Genomic DNA, 24,903 nt, shown 5'->3' with positions numbered 1-24,903 from the left:
GAGGATGTAGTCGCGCTCGTAGGCTTCGCGGGCGGGGGAGGGGATCAGAGGGAAGAAAAAACTGGGAGCGCGAGAAAGTCGTTGACTTTCTGCGACAAATCCACAACCATATGGTTGTGGATTGCTTAGACGCAACATTCGCGGCGTTGTCTGATCCGACCCGGCGGGCGATGGTCGCGAGGCTCTCTCGCGGGCCTGCCTCTGTGCATGGCCTGACGGAGCCGTTTGCACTCTCGCAGCAGATGATTTCAAAACACATTGCAAGCCTGGTGCGGGCGCGGATTGTGATCAAGACGAAGCGTGGGCGAGAGAGTGTGTGCACGCTTAGACCAGAGGCGATTAAGACAGTCAGCGACTGGGCGATCAGCTATCGCCAGTTCTGGGAAGAGAGTTTCGACAAACTGGACGCAGTTGTAAAGCAAATGAAGAAACAGGAGGTTGGAGATGACAGAAAACACGGTTAGCGAAATTGAGCGGATGGTCGTTACAAGAGTTTTTGATGCCCCACGCGAGTTAGTTTGGAAGGCGTGGACAGACCCGAAGTACGTGATGCAGTGGTGGGGGCCGAAGGGCTTTACTGTGTCCGTTTGCCAGATGGATTTTCGCGTTGGGGGGAAACTTCTCTGCTGCACGAAAACTCCAGATGGGCAGGAGTTCTGGAATGGGGTTGAATACCACGAGATTGTTCCACGCGAGAAGATCGTTTCCTTGATGTACTTTTCGGACTCGAAGGGAAACAAAATTGATCCTGCGGAGCTGGGAATAGAACATGAGGCCGTAGAAGGTGCGTACGACGTGACCCTCTTTGAGGATCTGGGAAACGGCCAAACGAAACTCACCTTCATTGGAAATGAACCCATGGAGAGCGCGAAAGAGAGCGGTCAATTCGAGGGCTGGGTCGAGATACTCGATAAGGTTGCTGCAGTTGTTGAGGGGCTGGCGCAGGCGGAATAAGAAGCGGAATCTTTGATAATCGTGATGCGCGAGCTACTGAGTGAAAAGTAAAGGCAGGCTATCGCGGAGACTCCGGCTGAGGGCGGCGGCGGAGGCTCAGTGCTAGCCTGCTTTTCGTCGATTGGCAGGGTGGCCGCCTTTTCGGGCGAGCGATCTTGGCTCGGCTGTTGCATACAGGGCGAATCACTTATTGAGCGCACATCTAGGGTGCCAATACCGCAAAACAATGTTTTTTGATTTGGGGGCCGCTCGCTCACGAGTAGCCGCCTGCGTCAAGATTCCGTCTCGGCTTCCGTCCTTTTCCGCATCACGAACTCACTCTTTCCGCCGACCTTGAACATGCAGGCTCTCTGCCTTGATTCTCTGTAGCGCTACTAAGAAAAGACGGTGGCCGTTCTCTGTGACAGGTTCGGCGTCTCCGGCCTCAGGTGGGTACAGCCTCTCCGCCGAAGCGCAACTTCGTCGTTGTGCCTCGATTTGCAACATACAAGATTCTCCTGACTGTGCTTTACACGTTCATGGGGCCTCAGTAGACTTGAAATTTCGGAGCATGGTTGAAGTGTGTCTCAGGAAAGTTGGCCATCCCATCCGAAATCTTACGAATTTTGGCCGTATCGATGGATAGGAGAAACGCATGGCAGCAGTGGAAGACAAGGTAAAACAGATCATCGTCGAACAGCTTCAGGTCGACGAAGCCGAAGTGACGCCCAGCGCATCTTTCCAGGAAGATCTGGGCGCAGACTCGCTCGACGTGGTCGAGCTGGTGATGCAGTTCGAGGAAGCCTTCGACCTTGAGATTCCCGACGAGGATGCCGAGAAGATCAAGACCGTGAAGGACGCTACCGACTACATCGAGAAGAACGCGAAAGGCGGCAAGTAGCTTTGCAGCGGCGCGTGGTAGTCACGGGCATCGGCCTGCTGTGTGGAGTAGGCAACACGACGCCCGAGGTCTGGAAAAATCTGCTGGCGGGCAAGAGTGGCATGGCCCCTATCACTGGCTTCGATACGACGGGTTTCTCCGTCACTTTCGCAGCCGAGGTAAAGGGCTTTGACGCGCTTAACTTTGTGGACAAGAAAGAGGCGCGCAAGATGGCGCGCTTTATCCACTTTGCTCTTGCGGCAACGCAGGAGGCCCTGGAGACGTCCGGCCTGAAGATTACAGACGCCAATGCCGACCGCGTCGGCGTGCATATTGGCTCGGGAATCGGTGGGTTCGACATCATCGAGCGCGAGCACAGTGCCATGCTGCAGGGCGGCCCACGCAAGATATCGCCTTTCTTCATTCCCGCGGCCATCATTAATCTGGCAGCCGGGCAGGTAAGCATCAAATACGGCGCGAAAGGCCCGAACGAAGCCACCGCAACTGCCTGCACCACCAGCGCGCACTCCATTGGCGACGCCTACCATATCATCAGGCGCGGTGACGCCGACGCCATGATCGCAGGTGGCGCTGAAGCCGCGATTACGCCCATGGGCATTGGCGGTTTTGCGGCCATGCGCGCGCTTTCGACGCGCAACGACGATCCGGAACACGCCTGCCGTCCCTTCGACAAAGACCGCGATGGCTTTATTGTGGGCGAAGGCGCGGGCATTCTGATTCTTGAAGATCTGGAATCAGCGAAAGCGCGTGGCGCAAAGATTCTGGCCGAAATTATCGGCTATGGTCTCAGCGCCGACGCTTACCACATTACCAGCATGGCCCCGGAAGGCGAAGGCTGCCGCCGCGCCATGAAGCACGCCATCGACAACGCCGGAATCAAGCCGGTGGACATTGACTACGTCAACGCCCACGCCACTTCAACGCCAGTGGGCGACGTGCTGGAAAGCGCGGCGATGGAGCAGCTTTTTGGCGAACACGCCACCAGCGGCAAGCTGCTCGTTAGCTCGACCAAGTCAATGACCGGGCACCTGCTGGGAGGCGCCGGCGGACTCGAAGCCGGCATCACCATCATGGCGATGCTAAATCAGAAAGCTCCGCCGACTACGAACCTCGACAACACCGATCCTGAGTGCCGGCTGAACTATATCCCCATCAAGCCCCAAGACGCGAAGATCGAAATTGCCTTGTCGAATTCTTTCGGCTTTGGCGGCACGAACGGGTCGCTGGTCTTCAGACGCTGGCAAGACTGACCATTCAGGACATCTACAGGTTTCGCTCAAGCAAAAAGCCCGACTCGAAAGCCGGGCCTTTTCCATTTCAATGACAAGTTTATACAGGCTGGACGTTTTCAGCCTGGAAGCCCTTGGCGCCGCGCACGACGTTGAACTGCACGCGCTGGCCTTCCTGCAGGCTGCGGAAGCCGTTCGCGTTGATAGCGGAGAAGTGAACGAAGACATCTTCGTTGTTGCTCTCGCGCGTAATGAAGCCGAAGCCCTTGGCATCGTTAAACCACTTGACTGTACCCTGTTCCATTTTGGGGTATTCCTTTGTATCGATATTCGCTGAAAACGGGAAGGTGTAGCAGGCAGTGCTTTGGGGGCAATACGTGCGAACAAAAACCCACTCGGAATCGAGCGTAACTTAAGTATACCCCGATTCCGAAATGGTTGCAGAACTTTGAGTTAGCTTTCGCAGCCTGCCCGGAGGAGATCTGCGAGGCATACTCTGCTCTTATGAAAAAGCGCCGGAAATCAGCACCAGTATGATCCACCAGCCCACGACAGCTGCCGCCGCTTTTCCGCGCGCAACTTTTGCCACGATGCCTACGCCGATCACGCTCAGGATGAGTGACCAGATTTCAAAGACGTCGATATGCGTCGCATAGGAGACGAGAATATGCGGCAGGTCTGTGCCCACCAGAAAATATCCAAGATTCGTGCCGACGGGATTGTTCAGCAAAAACGAATCCGGCGCGACGCCGGCAAAGAGAGCAATCACGGCCAAAATAAATTTGAGATTGAAAACAAGGCCCGCATACATATAGACCGCGAACACCTGCCCGTACTTTGCCGTACCTGCAAATCCGAAGTTAACGGTGGCCCATACCAGGAGCACGGTAATGGCGTTAAAGATAAGGATCAGGACGGGAAAGCAATAAGCAATGACGGCAGTGAACTTGGCGCCAACTGCTTTGGCAGTAGCCAACTGATCGGGCGGCATCTGAGCAAACCGCTCCGCCTGCTTCGGGCTCTGGCGCACATTGTTTTCCATTACCGTTCCCCAGCCCACTTTCGTCTGCACACTGAATGAGAAGGCGATGGAAACCACAATCATGACAATCAGCGGTCCCCACCACGCCGCGCTCCGCAGCACGTCGGTGAAAGTCTTCGTTGGCGCGACAAAGGTATCGACAATACGCTGCCCCTCGTTCAACGGCGTAGACACGATTTGCGGTACGGCATCAGGCATAGGACCTCGCTTAACAGGTACTTCTCAGTTGGCGATTGTACCCTGCCTGCGCAAAGGTTGCGATGAAAATCGACTCCTGGCCGCTGTACCAAAATGAGCACTCCCCAAACGGGACGGGCTTCGATAGCCTGAAAAGGCTCCCTGGCGCTCCGCGCTCCCGTTCATGCACTGTCTTTCCATTTTCCTCGCTGCTGTGCTGTTCGCCGGCGCGGGGAGTTCTGCCTTTGCCGTAAAGAGAAAGTCTCATTATCACGCGCGTCCTATTTACACACATAAGCGCAGCCATCATCACACCCGTTCGCGCCGTACCGCGCTCGAAGCCAAAGAAGAACCGGCACGCACCACCATTCCCGAAGAATCACTTCAGCGCGTAAAGCTGACGCCAGTGCCGCCGCTCAAAGGCTCGCGCGAGTCGTTGATTCGCCAGAACCAGCGCAGCGAGGCCGAGGGGCTGGAGCGCATCGAAGACGATGACCAGCTAAACGAGCTACGCCGGCAGCATGAATTGGTCACTGTGCCGGTCAGCATGTCTTTGAGGGTCAATCCGGAGCTGCCTGCGAACCGTCGCTACTGCCGCCCATGGACTGCACATTTCCTAAGCGACCTGGCCCGCGTGCATTACGCGCGCTTTCATCGCTCGTTGCAGGTCAATTCTGCCGTGCGCACGGTGGCATATCAGCGTCGTCTGATTGAAATCAATGACAATGCCGCGCCTGCGGAAGGCGACATTGCTTCGCCGCATCTTACCGGCGCAACCATCGATATTGCGAAGAAAGGCTTGTCGATGTCAGAGGTCGCATGGATGCGGGCATACCTGCTGCCCCTGCAAACGGCAGGCAAGATCGATGTGGAAGAGGAGTTCTATCAGGCCTGCTTCCATATCACTGTGTATAAGCCCTATACGCCGCATTCGAAGCCGAAAGCCGCGCCGGCCAATCCTGGCAGCAAGAGCGCTTTGATCGCCGCCGGAGTGCAGTAATTCAGTAGCGCTTTGTAACAGCTGCGGGCGCGGGACCGGATCGTCCGCCCAGCAGCCAGTCTACTGCGCCGCGCACGTCTTCGTCGCGCGCTTCGCCCATAATGCGCGCAACGATCTCTCCATGCTCGTCGAGAACCACGGTTCCCGGAACAACTTCTCCAAGGCCAAAACTGCCTAGGATACCCGTATCCGCGCCAACCCATGTATCAAACGAGACGCCCGCTTTCGCAAGCGCTGGTTGAATCTTGGCCCGATCTTTTCCGGCATCGATTGAGACAGCAATAAAGCGCACATTGCCGCCGCTGTAGCTCTGCGCCAGCTTTGAAAGACGCGGAAGCTCTTCCCGGCATGGGCTGCACCAGGTTGCCCAGAAATTTACAACGACAATCTGCCCACGCAGCGATGACAGCTTTTGCGAATTGCCATTCAGGTCCTTTAGCTCAAGATTCGGCGCACGCCTGGCAAACGAAGGCGACACGCAGAACGCAAAGCAGAGGCTCAGAACGGCACAATTGAAGGCTTTCATGTTTGTGTGAGTGTATCGACCTGTCGTGCGCAAGCACATCGGCCAAAGGATGTAGATATCTTCCGTTCCGCAGGTCGAAGACTCGGTGCGCTCTGCCCTGTTACTGTGCTGCAAGTTATCTCATCCGAGACCATTCACACGGAGCAAGACATGAAAATATCCTGCCAGGCAGGACTTATGTTCTTTGCAGTAACTCTCGTCGCGCTCATGCCGTCGCGATACAATCGGGCCCTGGCGCAAGGTTGCGTCGCTGCCCATTCAGAACAGCCAATCATTGCCGGGCTTGATGCAACCAGCCAGCCGCGGTCCAGCAACCTGCTGCACGGACTTTCCGTGACCATCGGATTCAGGACCTACAACTCCTATAAGCATTACATTGGGACTGTTTACCAAGTCCAGCGTGCTGAAATGCACAACCAGGTGCAGAACCACGTTGATTTGTACGATCTTGGCCTCAGTTACCAACTGACGCCGCGCTGGAGCATTATCGCTGACATTCCCGGCATGACTGCGACCCGCCATCAGCAGGGCAATGTGAATGTCTATCGTTCAGGAGGCATCGGCGATATGCTGGTGGGCGCGCAGGCATGGGTCTGGCGACCGCCGACAGAAAGCCACGGCAATATCGCATTCTCAGCACAGCTAAAGCTGCCGACTGGCATCAATGACGCGAAGGGAACGACAATTCTTTCGAATGGCCAGAAACAGGTCCGGCCCTTCGATGAATCCATTCAGCCCGGGGACGGCACATGGGGATTTGCTCTCGCCACCGAAGCTTATCGCGAGTTCTATTTCCGCACTACGGGGTACTTTACGGGATCGTGGCTTTTCAGCCCTCAGGATACAACCGGTGTGAAAACCTACCGCTCCGCTCCGGGCGAGGACGTGATTTCTGCAACCGATCAGTACCTGTGGCGCGGCGGTTTCTCTCATCCGGTACCAAAGCTGTATGGTCTTGCCTTGAGCATTGGTGGACGCATGGAAGGGGTCCCCGTGCGCGACGCCTTTGGCAGCAGCAATGGTTTCCGCCGCCCCGGTTATGTTATTTCCATGGAACCCGGCCTGATGTACGTGCGCGGCCGCAACATGGTCAACGTGAGCGGCCCCTGGGCGATGGAGCGCAACCGCAAAACCAGCGTAACCGACTATGCCAACCACACGCATGGCGACGCAGCTTTTTCCGATTACACCGTCATAGCCAGCTATACGCGAAACTTTTAGCAATCAAATCGCTTACATGCTGTCGGAAAGCTCATTAGCATGTAAGCGTGATCTATACACACGCAGGGTCAATAGTTGCCGCGTTGTTGGTGCTGTTGCCCCTGTTTTTTTTCGGTTTCGCAGGCGAACGCTGCGTCGTCGCGCTCCGCATTCTGCCTCGGATTCTTCAGTTTCTGCTGCCCGCAAGCTGCGCCATTCCTTATCTGCTTGTCTCATGGCCGCTGCATCTGCTTCACGCGGAATGGCTCGCGCTCTACCTGCTGCTGCCCGTCGCGGTTGTCGTGCTGCTGGCGTTGGCGGCAAAGCTCGATCCGCAGCGGCGTGGTCATGTGCTCGACTTTCTCGTGCTTTTTGCGCTTGGGCTGGTCGTCGATCTGCGCTGGTTTGAATCGGCATGGCCGCACGCGCTGGTCGTTCTTAATAAGCTGCTGCTGCTCGATACCGGACTCTACGGCTTCCACGTCATCCGCCAGCTTGACAATGTCGGCTTCGACCTACACTGGCGTGTCTCAGACTGGAAAACAGGAATACGCGAGCTTCTTTTCTACATGCCGATTGCCATTGGTCTAGGCCTGGCAATCGGCTTCCTGCACTGGCATGGACACGTCAACCGCCCATGGCTGCTGCCGGGAATCTGGGTCTTCACCTACCTGCTGATCGCATTGCCTGAGGAAATTTTCTTTCGTGGATGGATGCAGAACCTCTTCGAGCGACGCATCGGGCGCACGCCGTCGTTGGTGGTCACATCAATTCTCTTCGGCCTCTCGCACTTCAATAAGCGCGCTGCGCATTTCAACTGGCGCTATGTTCTGCTGGCGGCCATTGCTGGCATTTTCTACGGGCGCGCCTGGCGCTCAGAAAGGCGGATTGCGGCATCATCGATCACCCACGCCTGCGTCGATACGATATGGGGCGCGCTGCTGCGCTGATGAAAAGCGTGGCGCGGATGATAGCGCAAATAGCCGAGTCCCACGCGCATATGATGCAACTGAGCATCCGGGACGGTGATGGCCACGCACAGGCCGAGGATGCCATGCGCAAGCCCAAGCGCATAGAGATTGCGATAGCGAAGAAACAACGCGCAGGCGATAAATCCCCACACCAGCGTTAGCCCGATAAGCACAGGGTTGGGAATATGCGCGGTGGCGAACAGCAGTGCGGCAACAGTAATTGCCATCCATCGCTTCGGAAGCAGCCGCATTAGACGGAGAAGCATATAAGCCTGCAAAATGAATTCCTGCAGAAACGACCAGATAATGTAGCCGGTCACGCGCATCCTCAACGGCAAATGTCCAAAGCGTATCAGCGGATGAAGTGTGCCGATCAATCTGGCAACAGCGATGGCAGCTATCGCGCTCGCGATAGCTGCGGCGACGATCCAGAAAGAACGCAGAACATTGGATGGCGCCAGGCCAAGCACGCCCAGCTTGTCCCGGCGAAGTATCGTGATGCCAAGAATCCAGACGACCGCGAGCCAGTAAAGAATGCGCTGTACCGGCATAGGCGTCCAGATGACAGCCAGAATCAGCCCGTAGGCTGAAATGAGTTCCAGCAGATCGCGCAGCCGAGAGTCCGTGCGGAGATTCACGCCATTCTCATGCTAGCCGATTACGCTTTTGACCTAGTTGCTCGCTCCATGCGCGCTGTTCTGCGCAATGCGCACACCGCTCAGGCTGCTCACATAGCGCGCCACGCCGCGATACAGCGACTCGGCAATGCGCTCGCGGTACTCCGGTTCGCGCAGCTCGTCTGCGTCGTCGGGATTCGTAAGAAAAGAAATCTCGGCCAGAATCGACGGCATATTCGCGCCGATGAGGACGACGAACGGAGCCTTCTTCACGCCGCGGTCTTTCAGGCCTGGATTACCGTCTTCCAGGCCTGAATAGAGACTCTGCTGAACGTCGGAAGCAAACTCGCGTGATTCGCTGATCTTGTCCTGCAGCGTAATTTTCTTGACCAGGTCTGAAAGCTGATGAATCGATTGGTCGGAAACAGCATTCTCGCGGGCAGCCACTTCCAGAGCGTCCGCCGAGGTTGTGAAGTTCAGATAATAAGTTTCCACGCCGCGCGCCGACGGATCAGAGCTAGAGTTCGCGTGGACCGAGATAAACAGATCGGCTTGCGCCTTATTCGCAATAGCGGTGCGCGTCTCCAGCGGAATAAAAGTGTCGTCGTCGCGCGTGTAGATCACATCCGCGCCCAGCCGCTGCTTCAGTAGCTTGCCCAGCCGCAGCGCTACGTCGAGCACAATGTCCTTCTCCTCGATGCCGCCCGGCCCGAGCGTACCTGAATCATGCCCGCCGTGTCCCGCATCGACGACGATGCGGCCAATCTTCAATCCCAAAGCACGCACCATCGAAGGCTCGCCTGTTGCTGTGGGCGCGGCGGCTTGAGCGGGAGAGGCACCCGTGTTCGTATCAGGGTTGACTTTTTTGCGGGCGTGCGCGGAAAAGGCCGGTAAATGTGGAGCAGGCTTGTTAAGCGCCTCCAGTTCATTCGGCTGCTGCTCGGGCGTAGTCCCGGAGACCGACTGTACAACTGGGGCAGTGGTTGGATGTCGGGTCGCCTTGACCCGGTTCGGCTCGCGGCCAAGGGAAGCAATGTCTTTGAGGGATGAGCCGGGCATCGCAGTGTCTGCGCTCTGTTGTGTCTTCTCGGTCGCAGGTGGCGCAGACTGCGACGTGACCGCTGCAGTCATTGTCTGCTCCTGTGGCCTGTGCGCTGTGCTCTGAGCAGTTTGAGCTGCGGGCGTCGTCATCGCCGGGCTGCTGGCGGTTTTTGCTGTCAGCGTCGGCTCCAGCAGCGTGCCCTGTTTGCTGCCGTGCACATCGATAATCAGCCGCCACGGATTCGGCAGTAGAAACGCCGAATACTCGCTCACATTGCTTACATCGAGCACAACGCGCGTAACGTCATTGGAAAACTGCGCCATGCGAATGCGCTTCAGGAAGCCGTCGTCCGTCACCTCGACCGACTTGCCGATGAGTTCCGGCGAGAGCTTGGCTCCATGAAGGTCGAAAAATATCCGGTCAGGATTCGGTACCCGCGATGCCTCGTATTGCACCTCGTCCTGCAGGTCGATAGCGACGCGCGTATAAATCGGCGTTGACCAGTGGCGCAGGCCCGTCACCAACGGCAGCTTGCCTTTGCGCGGCGGAGGCGGCGCATTCATCGCGGCATCGCTCAATGTTGCTGGCTCAGAAGGCTGCTCCAGGTCGCGTTCTTGTATTGCGGGATTAGAAGACGTTGGCTGAGGCTTTGTTTCCGCGGTAGGTGTCGGTTGTTCGTGTTGTGTCGATGGTGTAGGTGCGGTCTTGCGCTTTGCCACGGAACTCGAAGCAGGCGGCGCTGCCTGCGCCTCAACCACCGGCGCCCAAGCGTGCTTCACAGGCGGTTGGCCGTGCTTATCCGCTACTTCTTCCCTGCGGATATTCTTCAATTCCTGCCGCGCTTCATCGGCCAGCGGGTTCTGCGGATAGAGTTTCAGAAACTGCTGAAATACCGCCTTCGCCTCATCGCGATCATCGAGGTCGCGGCGGTAAATCTCGCCTTCCGTCAGCAATGCACTATAGCGGTAGCGGCTGCCCGGATATTGCCTGCGCAGAAATTCATACTGACCAATGGCGTCATGCAGCGACTTCTCATCCTGAAACACGCGCCCCTGCTCTGCCAGCAGATCAGCGACGGCGGAGATGCTGGCGTCGGCCTTCGGCGAAGCGGGATCGCCATGATAGACAGCGCGATATGCGTTGAGCACCCGCTCATAGTCGCGCCGCGTGCGCTGCTGCTCCGGACGCCCCTCAAGGGCCTCGCGCAAACGCTGTGCCTTGTCAAACGGAGTATGCGGCTGATGTTGTGCGGCTTGAGCAGGCAGGTAGAAAAGCGCCAAAAGAAGCGCAGAGCCTGCCAGACACAAAAACGACGCGCGTCCTCCGGAGCGGTAGGAAAGGGGCATAAACAGATTCAGAGGCACACGCCAGGAGCCATCTTGATTATAGGGGGCTGACTGGAGAGGAGCAACGCAGGAAACACGAAATGGACAGAGGAAACCAGTATGGAAACTGGAGATTGCCATTCAGAGAAGATCAAGAAAGGTTTGTCCTATCGCCTTTCGCGGCGGTTCTGTATGATGCTGCCGTCCAAGCATCATCATTTTGAACTTGAAAAATTAACGCATGCCCAGAAAACTGCTCGTATTCCTGGCCTTGGCTCTTGCTCCTCTCACCACATCTTCCGCTTCAGCGCAGCAACCCACGCAAGCTCCAGATCACGAGCCGGAAAAACTCGATAGTGTGAACGCTGCAGTGGTTACCGCACGCATAGCTACCAAAGACAAGCGCTACGCCGACGCTGAAATCCTTATGCTCAAGGTCACCGCAGATAAGCCGCAGCTCGTCATTCCCTGGGTTGAGTTGGGCCTCGCGCAGCTTAGACTCAAGAAGTATCCCGAAGCAGAAAAAAGCTTCAAGACCGCCCTGGGTATCGATCCTGCATCGCTGGAACGCGCCCATTCCGAGGACTTCTACCAGCCATCCACCAGCCCTCAAACTGTGGCCCCTTTTGCGACGCGCGCCTCCCGTAACAGCGTGGGCCATGAGATCAGCACTGGACAAGACCGTCCACCTGACGTGCTTGGTACGTGTTATGCGAGTCTCGGCGAGATTTACATCCACAACGGAAAGATCGCAAATGCGAAAGCTGCCTTCGATGCCGCTGTGAAGGCCAACCCTCCGCAAGCCGCCTCGTATCGCGGCAATGAAGCAATCTTCTTCTTTGATGCTGGCAACACCGACGAACATCTGGCTGCAGCCGAACAGGCCATCGCGCTCGATCCCAACCGCGGCATGATGTACTACTTCAAGGCGCAGGCGCTTGCAGAAAAGGCCACCATTGATTCACAAACGCAGAAGCTGATTCTGCCTCCCGGCTGCGCTGAAGCATATCGCAAGTATCTTCAACTCGAGCCCAACGGCCAGTTCGCCGCCGACTCCAAAGGAGTTCTTACCGCTGCCGGCCTTTCGCTCAAGGCAACTAAGAGCTAATCAGGCGCGCTTTTTCAGATCGTTCTGAGTGATCCGCGCCTTAACGAACTTCTTTACCAGTGGTGCTGGCAAAGGCTTGTCCAGGGGAAAACGTATAGCGCCCTTCGTCAGAGAAAAATCTTTAAGCTCGTCTTTAAATTGCTCGATCAGCTGTGCGCTTCCAGGAAAGAAACTGCAATGGTTTGCGAAAGCTCCGTAATAAACCAGCGCGCCTTTATATTTGAATGCTGGGAGGCCATAGCTGATCACCTCGGTCGCATCCTTCGGCACAACTGACCGAATCGTCGTGCGCATTTTGTTCAGCGTGCTGCGTCCCGGCTCGGGCACTCGCGCGATGTAATCATCTACGCTCTGTGGAGCGTCAGTTTTCCTCACCAGTAGTACCTCGCGTGTAAGAGACTGGAGTAACTTCATACCGCTATTCAGCTGTCGTCGGATCGATGACAGATCGAACCTGGGATACGCGATTCGCCGGAAAGTCTCCCATCTGCGCGTGCTTCCGCACAGTCTCTTCATCCGGAGCGATATACACACAATAAATCTTGTCGTCGGTGACGTAGCTATGAATCCACTGGATTTGAGGACCCAGTTGCCGTAGCACGCCGCACGATGTCTGCGATATCGCCCTCATCTCCTCAGACGACAGCTTCCCGGCCCCGGGAATTTCCCTCTCAATGACAAACTTCGGCATTGTCCTTTCTCCTAAGACAACTCGGATGATGCTACCAAAGCAGGGCTGCAATTCAGAGCATTATCTAGCTGCTTTTCTTTACAGCAAGTGTTGGGTCAATTTTCAAACTGTGCTCCCATGCGGGATTTCGCACCTGGCCGATATCAAACTCGCGTTGACTCATTCAGGCTGGAATCCAGACGGTCTCGAAGCTTCTGCATCGTGTTGAGATAAAATGCCAGATTGTGCAGCGTGTTCAGCACCGCTGCCAATGGCTCCTGTGAGGCCATCAGGTGGCGCAGGTAGGCGCGGCTGTAGCGCCTGCAGACCATGCAACCACACGCCGGATCGGGAGGGTCTTGATCCTCGGCAAAGCGCCGGTTTTTGATGTTTAGTCTGCCCTCGGAGGTGAAGAGAAGCCCGTGACGAGCGGCGCGCGTCGGCAGTACGCAGTCCATCATGTCGACGCCCATTTCGGCGTACTCGACGATTTCGTCGGGATAGCCGACGCCCATCACATAGCGCGGCTTGTCTTTGGGCAAATAGGGCAGCGTCTCGGAAATGATTTCGCGCGTCAGCTCGCGCGGCTCGCCAACACTCAGTCCTCCTAGGGCGTAGCCGGGAAAATCCATCTCGACCAGCCGCTCCGCCGATTCGCGGCGCAGGTCTTTGTACATCCCGCCCTGCACTATGCCGAAGAGGCTAGGCATAGAACCAGGGCTCAGAGCACAGGGCACAGGGCTCAGTAGCGACTGCTGGACATCAGACTTTGTGCCCTGTGCCCAAGGCCTTTCATTTTTGTGCGCATCAAAGTGTCGCTTGCTGCGTTCCGCCCAGCGGAGCGTCAGGTCGAGAGATTTGCGCGCGCGGATATAATCCGCCGGATACTCGGTGCATTCGTCAAAGGCCATGGCAATGTCGGAGCCAAGGGCGATCTGCACGTCCATTGAATGTTCGGGTGAGAAAAAATGCAAGCCCCCATCGAGATGGGAGCGGAACTGCACGCCTTCTTCGGTCACTTTGCGCAGTTCGTTCAAACTGAAGACCTGGAAGCCGCCTGAGTCGGTGAGGATGGCGCGATGCCAGCTCATAAAGCGGTGCAGCCCGCTCATACGGCGAATCAGCTCATGTCCCGGCCGCAGATAGAGGTGGTATGTGTTGCCGAGAATGATCTGCGCATTCAATTCTTCAAGCAGATGTTGCGGTACAGCTTTGACTGATGCCACTGTCCCCACCGGCATAAACACCGGCGTCTCCGCCGTGGCGTGCGGCAAGGTCATGGTGGCGCGGCGGCCATTGCCGCTGGTGGTATGGACTTGAAACGTCAGGGACACTTAGATGATTGTAACGATTGCCCGGGAGATCTAACCCCGAGTTAAGATCGCTTGGGCGCGTCGTAAAAAGCAGATCCTTCACTTCGTTCAGGATGACAACGCGCGGGTGGAAATGGCTTGAGCACAGACTTCAGCAAAAGGAGCGGGAGTTTCACTCCCGCTCCTTCGCTGGTATGCCCGTCAGGCTAAGACCGCCGGATTCTCAGAGCGCTGTCGTAACCGCCTTCACCTCGGTGTAGTTGTTCAGCACCTCGGCACCCATTTCGCGGCCCCAGCCGGACTGCTTGTATCCGCCGAAAGGCAGCGCCGCGTCGAAGACGTTGTGGCAGTTGATCCAGACTGTACCTGAGCGGATGCGCTTGGCCATCTTGTTCGCGGTTGAAATGTCCCGCGTCCAGATGCTGGCGGCGAGTCCGTATGGCGTGTCGTTGGCTTCTTTGGCAATGCGATCCAAATCGGCATCGCTGTAAGGGATAGCGCAAACCACAGGTCCGAAGATCTCCTCGCGGACGACCTTCATTTCCGGGTTGGTCTTGGTCAGCACAGTCGGTTTCACAAAGTAGCCTTTGTCAGCGGCCTTCTGGCCGCCGGCGGTCGCCTTCGCGCCCTCCTTCAGGCCCGAGTCGATGTAGCCGGTGACCTTCTGGAACTGCTCTTCGGAAACCAGTGGCCCCATCTGAGTCTCCGGATCGAGCCCGCTGCCGACGCGGATTTTCGACGCAATGTCAGAGACGCCCTCGACAACTTTGTCGAAGATACTTTCATGCGCGAAGAGCCGTGAGCCGGCGCAACAGCATTGTCCGTGATTGAAGAAGATGGCCGAGGCCGTCCCGGGGATCGCGCGTTCGAGATCGGCATCCGGGAAGATGACGGCAGGCGATTTGCCCCCCAGTTCCAGAGTGACTTTCTTCAGGTTTCCGGCGGCAGCCTGGACAATCAGACGGCCAACCTCGGTCGATCCGGTAAACGCGACCTTATCGACCAGCTCGTGCGCAGCCAGCGGAGCGCCCGCGCCTTCGCCATAGCCAGTCAGCACGTTGACTACTCCTTCGGGGAACCCGGCCTCGTGGATCAGTTCGGCCAGGCGCAGTGCGCTAAGCGGCGTCTGCTCGGCGAGTTTGAGTACCACGCAGCATCCAGCGGCTAACGCTGGGCCGAGCTTCCATGCGGCCATCAGCAACGGGAAGTTCCAAGGGATGATCTGCCCAACTACTCCGATAGGTTCGCGCAGCGTATAGGTCAGGTATTCGCCGGGGAAAGAAATCGGGAATGTATGACCCATGATCTTGGTTGTCCATCCCGCCATGTAGCGGAAGAGGTCGGCGGCCAGCGGCACATCAGCCACGCGCGCCACTGAGAGCGGCTTTCCGTTGTCCATGGATTCGATCTCGGCAAGCTCCTCCAGGTTCTGCTCGATCAGATCTGAGAGCTTGGTGATGAGACGTCCGCGTTGCGAGGGGCTCATTTTCGGCCAGCGGCCTTCATCAAAGGCGCGGCGGGCGGCCCGCACGGCCCGGTCAACGTCTTCGGATTCGGCTTCCGGCACATGGGCCATCACTTCGCCCGTCGCCGGATTGTAGACAGGTAATGTTTTGCCGGAGGCGGCATTCACAAATTTGCCGTCAACATACATGCGATGTTTCTGCGCGATGAAGTCTGACGTTTTCTTATCGAGGCGAGGATCAAGTGCAATGGTTGCCATAGGGAGGCTCCTTTGGCGGCCGGCCCGTTGGGTCGTGATTTAGGAAGTGCGAATTGGGACCGAAACCGCGCCGCCGAACACGATACACCCGCGCTGGAAGGATATGAAAGCAGAGGGCAAGGAATTTCTTTGCGCAGCAGAAAATAGGAAATTATTCACCGAAGCGCAGCCGCAGCCCGAATCGCGCTACCAGGGGGGTACCCAGGGTAAGGGTGGGTGTTTTTCCTACTTCGATGGCTCGGTCGAAGAGGTTTTCGCCCGCCGCAAAGAGTTCCACATGGCGACCGAATTCGCGCGAGGCATAGGCGTCGAGACGAAAATAGCTGTGCAGGAGGTAGTTATTGGCGTCATCGTCGAATTGCCGCCCGCTGATGCGTCCCTGCAGGCTGAGTACTCCAAGGCGCGCGTTGCTGACGCGCACCTGTGTCGTGGCCATGTTGCGGGCCACTTGCGGAATCCAGTTACCAACCAACTGCGGCTGTTGTGTGTAGCTGGTCACGGTGGCGTCGGCGTATTGGTAGCCGCCGGTGATCGCAGCCCACGAAAAGGGGTGAGCCTCAAAATCAATGGAAACACCGCGGCTTTCAATCTGCCCGAGGTTTTCGCGCATCAGCAGCGTGGAAGTTGGAGTAACGCTGAGTGTAAGCGCCGTAATGGGCCGGTTTACGCGCGTCCAGAAGTAGCTCATCCGTAGCATCGATTGCCAGCGGGGAAGGTTTTGTTGAAAGCCGGTCTCCCATCCGATTGCCCGCTCTGAGCGCAGGTTCGGATTGGGTAACGTGGTCTGCTGGCCCACCTGGCCGGTTCGGTAGAGCTCGTTTTCCGTAGGGGCGCGGTAGGCGCGGAAACCTGAAGCATGGAGCGCGATGTTGGTAGTGATTCTGCGCGAAACCCCCAGGCGTGGGTCAAAGACCGTTTCGCTGAATGATGGATAGGTGGTTACGCCCCTTTGGATCCACCGCGCGGCGTCGAAATTGGAGAAGTGGTCGACGCGCCCCGACGCGCTCAACGTCCACTTGCCCGGCGTGGCCAGCGCCTCGCCATAAACACCTGTCTGCCTCTGTCGCGCCGATGTGTTCTGGTAACCTTTTGCGCCGGTGTATAGCACTTCGTCATCTGACGCGCGTACGTCATGAGTGTCTGCGCCGGCGATGATGACTGTCTTCGCTCCAATTGGCTGACGCCAATGCGCTGCCGCTCCCAGTTCGTTAGCAGGATCTTCGGCATATCGTGTCTGGGTCTCAGATGCGCGGTTGGATGCGATGGATGAGAATGTCTGGCGGTAATGCTCCGTGCTGCCATAGAAGCGGAGTGCCAACTGCGACCAATCAACGCCTGCCGAATAGCGCCAGAGCCGTGTGCCATTTTTCTGTACAGGCGTTCCATTATCGCGCGCCTCGTTGAGCACATTGCCGCGTAAAAAGACACGACCACTGTTACGAATGGTTCGTTCCAGGTCAACCAGGCCATTCTGCGCGTGCACATTGTTGGGCTGGTCGATAGGTCCGCGCTGGTCGGGAGCGATGAGTGTGTAGCCGTCGGTGCTGAGAATGCCTCCTGCGAGCAGCCCCGCCCAGGGTCCGCGCTTGAGCGAAGCCAGCATCCCGTTGTCTGTAGTGGCTTCCGAGCCATAGCCTGTCGTCAGCGCAAAGTAATTATTCTGTGGTCTGACTGGCACAACGTTAATCACGCCGCCGATTGCGCTCGATCCATACAGATCGGACGCGCCGCCGCGCACCACTTCGACTGAATGAATGGACAACTCTGGCATCTCTTCCCAGTGAATCCATCCACCATAGGGGTCATTCAACGGTACATCGTCTGAGACAACCAGCGTTCGGCTGGCGGCTGTCGAACCCAGTCCGCGCAGCGAGATTCCTTGTGAGGTAGGGTTGGCCACCAGCGAACTCGACCGGCGAAAAAGCTCCAGCCCCGGGACCTGCCGCAGCCTGCCATCCAGCGCTGGCGTAGCCGCCTCCTGAAGTTGCTGCCGGTTCACAATGCGCGTGCTGGCCGGGCTGTCCAGCATATCGAGGGGCGAGCGATACGCCGTCACCACGACCCGCTCCTGCTGACGCACCAGAACAATACGTGTCGGCTTGTCTGGAGAAATCTTAACCGTTACAGTATCAAATGTGAGAGCGGTCACATTCACTGAGATTGGAGACGGCGATTCGTCCTGAAAGCTGAAACTTCCATCATCTGCAGTCATGCCGAGAACCGCGCCCGAGCTGCCGGCGATTTCCGCATGAGCAACGCCGGAGCCTTGCTCATCTACTACTGTTCCGGAAAATCGTGCCCGCTGCGCTTCACATTCCAATGACGCGAGGAAGCAGCAAAACAAGGCAAAGGATAGCAGCAGGTTTCCGGCTATGGCTCTTTTTGTCATCCGTGCTTTTATTCTACGGACGCGCTCGCAGAATCCGAACAGCATCGACACGGTTTGCGCCCTCGTCAGGTAAAGCGGACAACAAATCGCGCATCGTTCTGTGAAGGACCGGGTGCGGCAGTTCCGGAGCAATTTCCACCAGCGGGACAAGCACAAAGCGCCGTTCGGCCAGCGCCGGATGCGGCAAAGAGAGCGCAGGCATGTTCGCGATCAGATCGCCAACCAGCAGCAGGTCGAGATCGAGCGTGCGCGGACCTTTTGGCGGACTGTTCCGCCGGTCGCGGCCAAAGTCGCGCTCGATGGCAAGCAGCTTTTCAAGCACAGCCTCGGGAGAATCATCAGTCTTCAGCGCCGCTACTGCATTCACAAATACGGGCTGGTCGGTCATCCCCACAGGCGCGGTTTCATACAATGAAGAACGCGCGAGCACTTCGCCAATTGCTCCCAGCGCGAGCAATGCGGCTTCAATCGTTTGCACAGGCGGGCCGGCGAGAGAGCGAAGATTCGAGCCGAGGCCAATCCAGGCGATGTGTGTTTCTGGCGAAGACATGGTAAAAGATGGCGCAGGAACAGTTTACGATTTCAGCCATGCGTATCGCGTTCTTCGGCGGCACCTTCGATCCGCCTCATCGCGGACATCTGGCCATCGCGCAAGCGGCGGCTGACAGGCTGCGTCTTGATCGTGTGCTGTTCGCGCCTGTGGGCAATCAGCCGCTCAAGCATGACTCATCGGTTGCGAGCTTTGAAGACCGTATAGCAATGGTGCAGCTTGCCATTGGAGGCGACGCTCGTTTTCAAGTCTCCATTATCGATGCGCCGCGCCATGATGATCTTCCCAACTACACCATTGATTCAATCTGCCGGTTGAAGGAGTCACTAAAACCCGATGATCAGCTTTTTTGCCTTGTAGGCGCAGATTCCTTCCTGGGCCTGCCGCACTGGCATCGCGCGGCGGAACTGCTGACTGCCTGCGATTTCATCGTGGCCAGCCGTCCACGTTTTGATTTTCAGGACGCGCAGGCGATGCTGCCGCAGGGGGTACGCATTTGCGGCGACGCGCTCTATGAACCCGGCCTGTCGGTTGTCCCCATTTCTAATCACTCGGGACAGTCTTCGACCCTCTACTTTCTGCCTGATTTACGGGAAGAAGCATCGGCGACCGAAGTGCGCGCAGCACTGGCCAGCCATGGCGCATCCAATGATGCTGTGCCCCCGCCAGTGGCCGAATATATTCGCGCGCATCATCTTTATCAGTAACGAGCGAGGATGCCGCTGGCGCTCTCGCGCAGTCCACGCTACGATGTAGCGTTATATCAAGGAGAAGAGCCCCACCGAATGGCGTCCACGGAAACCCGCAAGATGGTGCTGGCTGCCGCCGCGGCCTGCGAAGACAAGAAAGCGGAAAATACGCGCGTTCTTGAGCTCGACCCAGCCGACTCCGGCTTTACCGACTTCTTCCTCATCACCAGCGCTGCCAACGACCGCCAGGCGCAGGCCATCGGCGACGAGATAGAGCTTCGCTTAAAGCGCGATTTTGCGACGTACCCGCATTCGGTAGAGGGCCGCAAACTGGGTGAATGGATACTGATGGACTATGTCGATTTCGTCGTCCATATTTTCCTCGCGGAGAAACGCGCCTTTTATGACTTGGAGCGGCTCTGGAAGTCGGCGCGTCCGGTCGATCTCGAAGAATTGAAGACGACCCTAAAGGAAAAAACCGCTGCAGCAAGGAAGAAGGCGGCCGCAAAAAAGACCTCTCTAAAGAAACCCACTGCCAAGAAACCGGCAAAAGCCAGTTCTACCTCAAGGAAGACGAAGAAGCCGGCGAATTAAGCTCGCTCCGGCCTAGTGTGGTGAGTCATTGATTCATACAGATCCTTCGTCTCGTTGCTCCTCAGGATGACAGCGTATTTGTGACGAACTCTTAGGAAACAGAATTCGCCTGGAAAGCGAGAGGGGCGCTTTCGAGCGCCCCTCTCGCTATTGGATTCAATGTTTGGGTTAGAAGTAAATCTTTGCCGCAAGCTGCGTCTGGCGGGCAGCGACTGCGCCCGTGATCTGACCAAACGTACCGCTGCCAAAAGTGCTAGTCGGGTTGTTGAACTGCGTATGGTTGAAGACATTGTCGCTTTCCATGCGCAGTTGCAAACTCACGCCGCGTTCCGGCATCAGCATGAAGTTCTTCGCCAGAATCATGTTGGTGTTGTTGAGGCCCGGTCCGTGATACGGGTTCCGGTGAACATTGCCGAAGCTGCCGATAGGCTCAGCGGCATAGGTGTTGGGCTCAAACCATGTGCTATTTCCAGTCGAACTGCTGCGATTACGGGGATTGGCACGCACTTGTGGACCGGTCTGCAGCGGCACGTCCGGGCACGCATAGAATTGGAAGTTTGCAGAGCACCACAGAGAACGCGATGTTCCGCCAGCATAGGACACGTCATACGGGAAACCAGTGGCAACGGACACGATGCCCGAGATCTCCCATCCGGAAAGTGCAAGGTTTCTCAGAGAGAACGTACCATTGCTGTGGCTGTAAGGAACGATGTAGATCGGAGAAAAGACGAGGCGATGGCGCACGTCAAACTGTGAATCGCCATAATTCAGTTGCTTGTCAAACTGGTTATAGCCACGAGCACCGTTTGAGCCGAAGCCTGAGTTCTCGAAACTGGAGCCGTCATCGAGGGCATGCGCATACGTGTAACTGAGCTGGAAGCTAAGGCCATGCGTCATGGCTTTCTCAATGCTGGCCTGGAGTGAATGATAGCTCGACGAAGATTGTGAGCCCACGGTGCCTACGCTCGCGAACCCGGTAGTGCCGGTATTTGGATCAATCGAGCCGGCAACGGTATTTTGAGGATACAAAAAACTCTGGCTGTTGCGGCCAGCAATGCAGTTGGGATCAGCCAGGCAAGCCGCGTGCCCTGCCGCTGTCTCGTAATTGCCTTCATAATCGACCTGATTATGTCTTGCCAGTGCACCCACGTAGCTCAAGCGCACAACAGCGCGCGCTGGAAACTCCCGCTCAACGCTAATCTGAAAGTTCTCGGAATACGGCGCACGAAAATCCTTACCGTAAGTACTTATAGACATCGGCTCCAGGGTTGAATAGTCGATGGTCTGGCCTTTGGTTGGGAAAGTAAAGGGGAACTTGTTCGTATAAGGCGCGCCTGTGTTCAGGTCCTCCCATGGATTAGCGAAGGCAGGAGCAGGAGCGCCGAAGTCAAGCGCACCCGCTGATCCCAAACCAAAAGGCGGGGTTTCCAGGGTTTGCAGCGAGCTTTCTTCCTCGGTGCGGTTGTAATAAATACCGAATCCGCCGCGGATGGCGAACTTCCGCGAATCGCCATCAGAGAGCCAGCCGAGATTCGGCGCCCATGCAAAGCCGATGCGCGGTCCCAACTCGGAATAGCGGGTGGTCGCCTGGCCGGAGTTATAGCATCCTGGATCGCCCGGATATGTTATTCCCACCGGAGCAGTCGAGAATATCGTGGAATGTGCTCCATAGATAAGGCAGGCAATGCCTTCGCCATCATATTGATGGTTGCGCAGCGGAGTATCAATGGAATACGCAAGGCCGTAACTAAGGGTCAACGACGGAGATGTCTTCCATGTGTCCTGGGCATAAAAATAATTCAGGAAAGCGTCAGCCTGAATTGTGGCCCCCGATCCCTGGGCATAGCTGCCTGGGATACCGAGCAGGAAATCCAGCGAAGCATCACCCGTCGAATATGGACTGCTCGAGTTGTTGATGTTATACGATCCGCTGTTATTGGCGGAGAATGGGTTGGAGACATTGAAACGGCGTCCGTCGTAGCCAACTTTGAATGTGTGTCCGCCAATCACCTTCGAGAGGTTATCGTCCAACTGATAGGCCTGATCGATGCGTGGCTGAGGCCCATTGGTGCTGAAGCCCAGCTCGAAAAATCCGCTGACGCTAATTGTTGGAACGCTGGCCGCTGCCGCATCCTGCGGCTTGATGTTGAAGCCCAGGCTTGCCGGATCCACAGTGTGCTGCGGGATTACCGTGGGGAAATTAAAGCGCGTGTAATGCACGGAGAAATCGTTCACCAGAGTCGGGTTGAAGGTGTGCACATAGTCGAAGGTGTACTGATAGACCGTCGGCGTGCTCTCGTCACCAAAGCCGGGAAGCGAAGCACCGGTAAAGGGCAGCGTTTCCAGGTTCGTGGTCCTCTGATAAATGCCTACGAAATACATCTGGTTGAAGGAATTTGGGTCAAAATCAATCCGGCCCAGGGCTTGGTTCTGGGATGTGGTCACGACTGGACTAAAGATGTAGCCATAGGTGCCGTTGTTCGGCGCGGGTATGTAGGTGGTTGCCAGTTTCAAGGCGATTGGATCGAACGCACTGGTGGGGAGGACGCCCCCTTTGGGGGTTAGGCACGATGTCCAGGTTTGTCCAGCGGTGCATCCAGGAATGTTAAGTGTTCCTGGAATCGGATTTGTGCTGAAGGTAAGACCTTGTTTGACGCCAGTCAGGTCTTCAGAGAAGTTTCCTGACAGGTTGGCCGCTGAATAAACGGAAGACGATCCGGGAGAAAACCCGTTGGACGTGCTGCCCTGCGGAACGATCTGCCGCGTGCCCTGGTACGAGCCGAAGGCGAACAGCTTGTCCTTCAGGATCGGGCCGCCTAGCGTGCCGCCAAAGATGTTCTGATGGTACTTTGCCACTACGGCCTGCCCGGTTGACACTTTGTGCTGGAAGAAGTTTGCCGTATTCAAGAACGTGTCGCGATAGAACTCGAAGGCATCGCCATGGAAGCTGTTGGTGCCCGATTTGATCGTAGCGCTCACGATGCCACCAGAATTGCGGTCATACTCCGCATTCAGTGGACCGGTAATCAGGTTGAACTGGTCAAGGGCGTCAATGTTCGGCGTGACCACCAGAGTATTCAGCGCAATGTCGTTTGAGTCGGCGCCGTTAATCAGGAAGCTGGATTGCTGCGTCTGGGCGCCGCTCACCGAGAACGTACCGAATCGATCACTCGATGCCTGCACACCAGGCAGCGTCAGTTCCAGGCCTGTGAAGTTGCGGCCAATCAGCGGCAGCTCCACCATTTGCTGCGAGTCAATGACATTGCTCAACTGCATGTCAGTCGTATTCACCTGAACGGGCGAGGCGGAAACCTGTACGACTTCGGAAGTCGATCCAAGGCTCATTTGGATAGGCTCTACATACTCTTGGTCGATGGTGAGCACAATGCCAGTCGCGGTGAAACTTTTGAAGCCCTGCGCTGTAGCCGTGACGGTATACGACCCAACCGGCAACTGAGGAAAGAGATAGCCGCCGTCCGCGCCGGAAACGGTTGTGAACTGGACACCGGTGGCGTCGTTCTTGGCTGTAATCTGGGCGTTGACGACGGCTGCGCCCCCCGGATCGGTAACTACGCCCTTAATGCGGGCGTTAACGTTTGCAGCGTGGATGCTGGGAACTGGAAGAGCAATGGAGAGAACTGACAATATTGCCAGAAAAACCTTAGCAAACCGCATAGATCCTCCCGGAAAAGTCTTGAACAGCTATTCAAACCGCTTTTTCAGAGTTCATACGGAGCGGGGGCAAGATACAAATCGACTATGAACTCCCAAAAACCTGTTCGATCTGGACTGCCGTATCTGTCGGTTGGGTGGCAATCGATGGCCCATTTGCAGGGGATTCAGTGCAGAGGCTTCTTTGATTTGACTAACCAGTCAATCTCCTATTTCGCAATGCTAACTAGTCACTGCTTGTTGACGGAAGATTGATGGCTATTCCATTGAGTCAAAGTCTATTTGAAAATTACTGATGCAGTATTGACGGGCGAGTAATGGCTTTATATCTGAATCTCTCATTTTTCATAGATAGTTGCGGGGCTTATCTATGACAACTGGTAAGACCACTGCAGGATTGGCCTTTAACAGCCCCCTTCAGAACCAATAAACTCGTTGCGTGATTGTTTCCATCGCGATGATCGGGAAGGATTCCGGGAAATCGGATTTCTCGGTGGCTCTCAGGACATACCTAAAGCGGATCGGCGGCCACGCGACCGTCGAGATGCCCATCTTTTCTTCCGCGGAGGCTCTTTTTCAGTCTCGTCAACGTCAACGTGCCCGCACTGCACCGTATCTTGTCCTACTTGACAGCCGGGGAAGGCAATTCAGTTCTGAGCAATTTGCGGAGTGGCTGGGAAAGCAGCGCGATCAAGGGCAGCAGGCAATCATCTTTGCCATCGGCCCGGCGGACGGATGGTCAGACGAGGTGCGCAAGCAGGCAAACCTGCTGCTTTCGTTGGGGCCGATGACCCTTCCGCATGAGTTGGCGCGGGTCGTTCTGAGCGAGCAGATCTACCGGGCGTTTACAATCCTATCTGGGCATCCGTACCACACGGGCCATTGAGGTTGAATGCCGGAATCGCGCAAGGGACTGGTCCTGATCAACACTGGCCCGGGCAAGGGCAAAACCACTGCCGCCATGGGCACGGCACTGCGCGCGGTGGGTAACAGCATGAAAGTGCTGATGCTGCAGTTTCTCAAGGGGTCCTGGCATTATGGGGAACTCGACGCGGTCGAGGCGTTTAACGGTAACTTTGTGATGAAACAGTTGGGCCGGGGCTTCGTGAAGATTGGTGGGGCGGAGACCGACCCGGAAGACATCCGCATGGTGGAAGAGGCCTGGGAAGAGGCGCGGCAGGCCATCCTCTCAGGCGAATGGGATATGGTGGTGCTCGACGAGATCAACTACG

At 56.6% G+C, this 24,903-nt stretch carries 24 protein-coding genes; 12 read left to right on the top strand and 12 right to left on the bottom strand.

Translation table 11 applies throughout. The annotated features are described in order from the left end of the window. From VEV40_RS19760 to fabF, 4 genes are all read left to right on the top strand, one after another. A partial coding sequence (locus VEV40_RS19760; RefSeq protein ID WP_324834791.1) for a metalloregulator ArsR/SmtB family transcription factor occupies positions 1–464 on the top strand: 464 nt, incomplete at its 5' end. Continuing rightward, entirely contained in the window at positions 445–954 is a 510-nt protein-coding gene (locus VEV40_RS19755) for an SRPBCC family protein (protein WP_324834793.1), read from the top strand. The genes VEV40_RS19760 and VEV40_RS19755, both read left to right, overlap by 20 nt. Positions 955–1,588: 634 nt before the next feature. Continuing rightward, positions 1,589–1,834, top strand: a complete 246-nt coding sequence (locus VEV40_RS19750) for an acyl carrier protein (protein WP_324834790.1) — start codon at positions 1,589–1,591, stop codon at positions 1,832–1,834. Positions 1,835–1,836: 2 nt separating this feature from the next. After that, positions 1,837–3,084: a beta-ketoacyl-ACP synthase II gene (gene fabF / locus VEV40_RS19745; RefSeq protein WP_324834789.1), complete on the top strand. Its 1,248-nt coding sequence runs from the start codon at positions 1,837–1,839 to the stop codon at positions 3,082–3,084. A 79-nt stretch (positions 3,085–3,163) separates the two neighbouring features. Here fabF and VEV40_RS19740 read toward each other — a convergent pair whose 3' ends face one another. Next, entirely contained in the window at positions 3,164–3,367 is a 204-nt protein-coding gene (locus VEV40_RS19740) for a cold-shock protein (protein WP_186742795.1), read from the bottom strand. Between the two features lie 198 nt (positions 3,368–3,565). Beyond that, entirely contained in the window at positions 3,566–4,303 is a 738-nt protein-coding gene (locus VEV40_RS19735) for a YIP1 family protein (protein ID WP_324834788.1), read from the bottom strand. Positions 4,304–4,466: 163 nt separating this feature from the next. Between VEV40_RS19735 and VEV40_RS19730 the strand changes: the two genes are divergently transcribed. Next, positions 4,467–5,282 (top strand): DUF5715 family protein, encoded by an 816-nt coding sequence (locus tag VEV40_RS19730; RefSeq protein ID WP_324834787.1) that lies wholly within the window; start codon positions 4,467–4,469, stop codon positions 5,280–5,282. A gap of 1 nt (position 5,283) precedes the next feature. On the opposite strand, the gene VEV40_RS19725 is transcribed toward VEV40_RS19730, so the two are convergent. Then, a complete protein-coding gene (locus VEV40_RS19725; protein ID WP_324834786.1) occupies positions 5,284–5,808 on the bottom strand; it encodes a TlpA disulfide reductase family protein in 525 nt (174 codons plus the stop codon). 150 nt (positions 5,809–5,958) lie between these two features. On the opposite strand from VEV40_RS19725, the gene VEV40_RS19720 reads away from it, so the two are divergent. Together VEV40_RS19720 and VEV40_RS19715 are read left to right on the top strand one after the other, a co-directional pair. Further along, positions 5,959–7,029: a hypothetical protein gene (locus tag VEV40_RS19720; RefSeq protein WP_324834785.1), complete on the top strand. Its 1,071-nt coding sequence runs from the start codon at positions 5,959–5,961 to the stop codon at positions 7,027–7,029. Between the two features lie 47 nt (positions 7,030–7,076). Next, positions 7,077–7,958: a CPBP family intramembrane glutamic endopeptidase gene (locus tag VEV40_RS19715; RefSeq protein WP_324834784.1), complete on the top strand. Its 882-nt coding sequence runs from the start codon at positions 7,077–7,079 to the stop codon at positions 7,956–7,958. Here the strand turns inward: VEV40_RS19715 and VEV40_RS19710 are convergent. Continuing rightward, positions 7,865–8,617, bottom strand: a complete 753-nt coding sequence (locus tag VEV40_RS19710) for a CPBP family intramembrane glutamic endopeptidase (protein WP_324834783.1) — start codon at positions 8,615–8,617, stop codon at positions 7,865–7,867. The genes VEV40_RS19715 and VEV40_RS19710 overlap by 94 nt on opposite strands. 33 nt (positions 8,618–8,650) lie before the next feature. Then, on the bottom strand, positions 8,651–10,984 hold the full coding sequence (locus VEV40_RS19705) for an N-acetylmuramoyl-L-alanine amidase (RefSeq protein WP_324834782.1): 2,334 nt from the start codon (positions 10,982–10,984) through the stop codon (positions 8,651–8,653). Positions 10,985–11,204: 220 nt separating this feature from the next. On the opposite strand from VEV40_RS19705, the gene VEV40_RS19700 reads away from it, so the two are divergent. Beyond that, a complete protein-coding gene (locus VEV40_RS19700) occupies positions 11,205–12,071 on the top strand; it encodes a tetratricopeptide repeat protein (protein ID WP_324834781.1) in 867 nt (288 codons plus the stop codon). On the opposite strand, the gene VEV40_RS19695 is transcribed toward VEV40_RS19700, so the two are convergent. The 6 genes from VEV40_RS19695 to folK all read right to left on the bottom strand — a co-directional run bounded on the left by VEV40_RS19695 (position 12,072) and on the right by folK (position 18,716). Next, on the bottom strand, positions 12,072–12,485 hold the full coding sequence (locus VEV40_RS19695) for an iron chaperone (protein ID WP_324834780.1): 414 nt from the start codon (positions 12,483–12,485) through the stop codon (positions 12,072–12,074). Positions 12,486–12,489: 4 nt separating this feature from the next. Beyond that, positions 12,490–12,762 carry a DUF4242 domain-containing protein gene (locus tag VEV40_RS19690; protein ID WP_324834779.1) on the bottom strand — a complete coding sequence of 91 codons (273 nt, stop codon included), beginning with the start codon at positions 12,760–12,762 and terminating at the stop codon, positions 12,490–12,492. Positions 12,763–12,905: 143 nt separating this feature from the next. After that, positions 12,906–14,075: a tRNA guanosine(34) transglycosylase Tgt gene (locus tag VEV40_RS19685; protein WP_324834778.1), complete on the bottom strand. Its 1,170-nt coding sequence runs from the start codon at positions 14,073–14,075 to the stop codon at positions 12,906–12,908. 202 nt (positions 14,076–14,277) lie between these two features. After that, positions 14,278–15,777, bottom strand: a complete 1,500-nt coding sequence (locus VEV40_RS19680; protein WP_324834777.1) for an aldehyde dehydrogenase family protein — start codon at positions 15,775–15,777, stop codon at positions 14,278–14,280. A 151-nt stretch (positions 15,778–15,928) separates the two neighbouring features. Further along, entirely contained in the window at positions 15,929–18,166 is a 2,238-nt protein-coding gene (locus VEV40_RS19675; protein WP_324834776.1) for a TonB-dependent receptor, read from the bottom strand. Between the two features lie 13 nt (positions 18,167–18,179). Beyond that, positions 18,180–18,716, bottom strand: coding sequence for a 2-amino-4-hydroxy-6-hydroxymethyldihydropteridine diphosphokinase (gene folK / locus VEV40_RS19670; protein WP_324834775.1), 537 nt, complete (start codon positions 18,714–18,716; stop codon positions 18,180–18,182). Between the two features lie 8 nt (positions 18,717–18,724). Between folK and nadD the strand changes: the two genes are divergently transcribed. Then, positions 18,725–19,423, top strand: coding sequence for a nicotinate (nicotinamide) nucleotide adenylyltransferase (nadD, locus tag VEV40_RS19665; protein ID WP_324834774.1), 699 nt, complete (start codon positions 18,725–18,727; stop codon positions 19,421–19,423). A 78-nt stretch (positions 19,424–19,501) separates the two neighbouring features. Next, positions 19,502–19,999 (top strand): ribosome silencing factor, encoded by a 498-nt coding sequence (rsfS, locus tag VEV40_RS19660; RefSeq protein WP_324834773.1) that lies wholly within the window; start codon positions 19,502–19,504, stop codon positions 19,997–19,999. Between the two features lie 168 nt (positions 20,000–20,167). On the opposite strand, the gene VEV40_RS19655 is transcribed toward rsfS, so the two are convergent. Beyond that, a complete protein-coding gene (locus VEV40_RS19655) occupies positions 20,168–23,674 on the bottom strand; it encodes a carboxypeptidase-like regulatory domain-containing protein (RefSeq protein ID WP_324834772.1) in 3,507 nt (1,168 codons plus the stop codon). 454 nt (positions 23,675–24,128) lie between these two features. Between VEV40_RS19655 and VEV40_RS19650 the strand changes: the two genes are divergently transcribed. Then, positions 24,129–24,557 (top strand): 23S rRNA (pseudouridine(1915)-N(3))-methyltransferase RlmH, encoded by a 429-nt coding sequence (locus VEV40_RS19650; protein ID WP_324834792.1) that lies wholly within the window; start codon positions 24,129–24,131, stop codon positions 24,555–24,557. Between the two features lie 6 nt (positions 24,558–24,563). Then, a partial coding sequence (locus tag VEV40_RS19645) for a cob(I)yrinic acid a,c-diamide adenosyltransferase (RefSeq protein WP_324834771.1) occupies positions 24,564–24,903 on the top strand: 340 nt, incomplete at its 3' end.

The sequence above is a fragment of the Alloacidobacterium sp. genome, from assembly GCF_035631355.1.
Classification (GTDB): Bacteria; Acidobacteriota; Terriglobia; order Terriglobales; family Acidobacteriaceae; genus Alloacidobacterium.
This window is presented reverse-complemented; position numbering and strand designations above follow the sequence as displayed.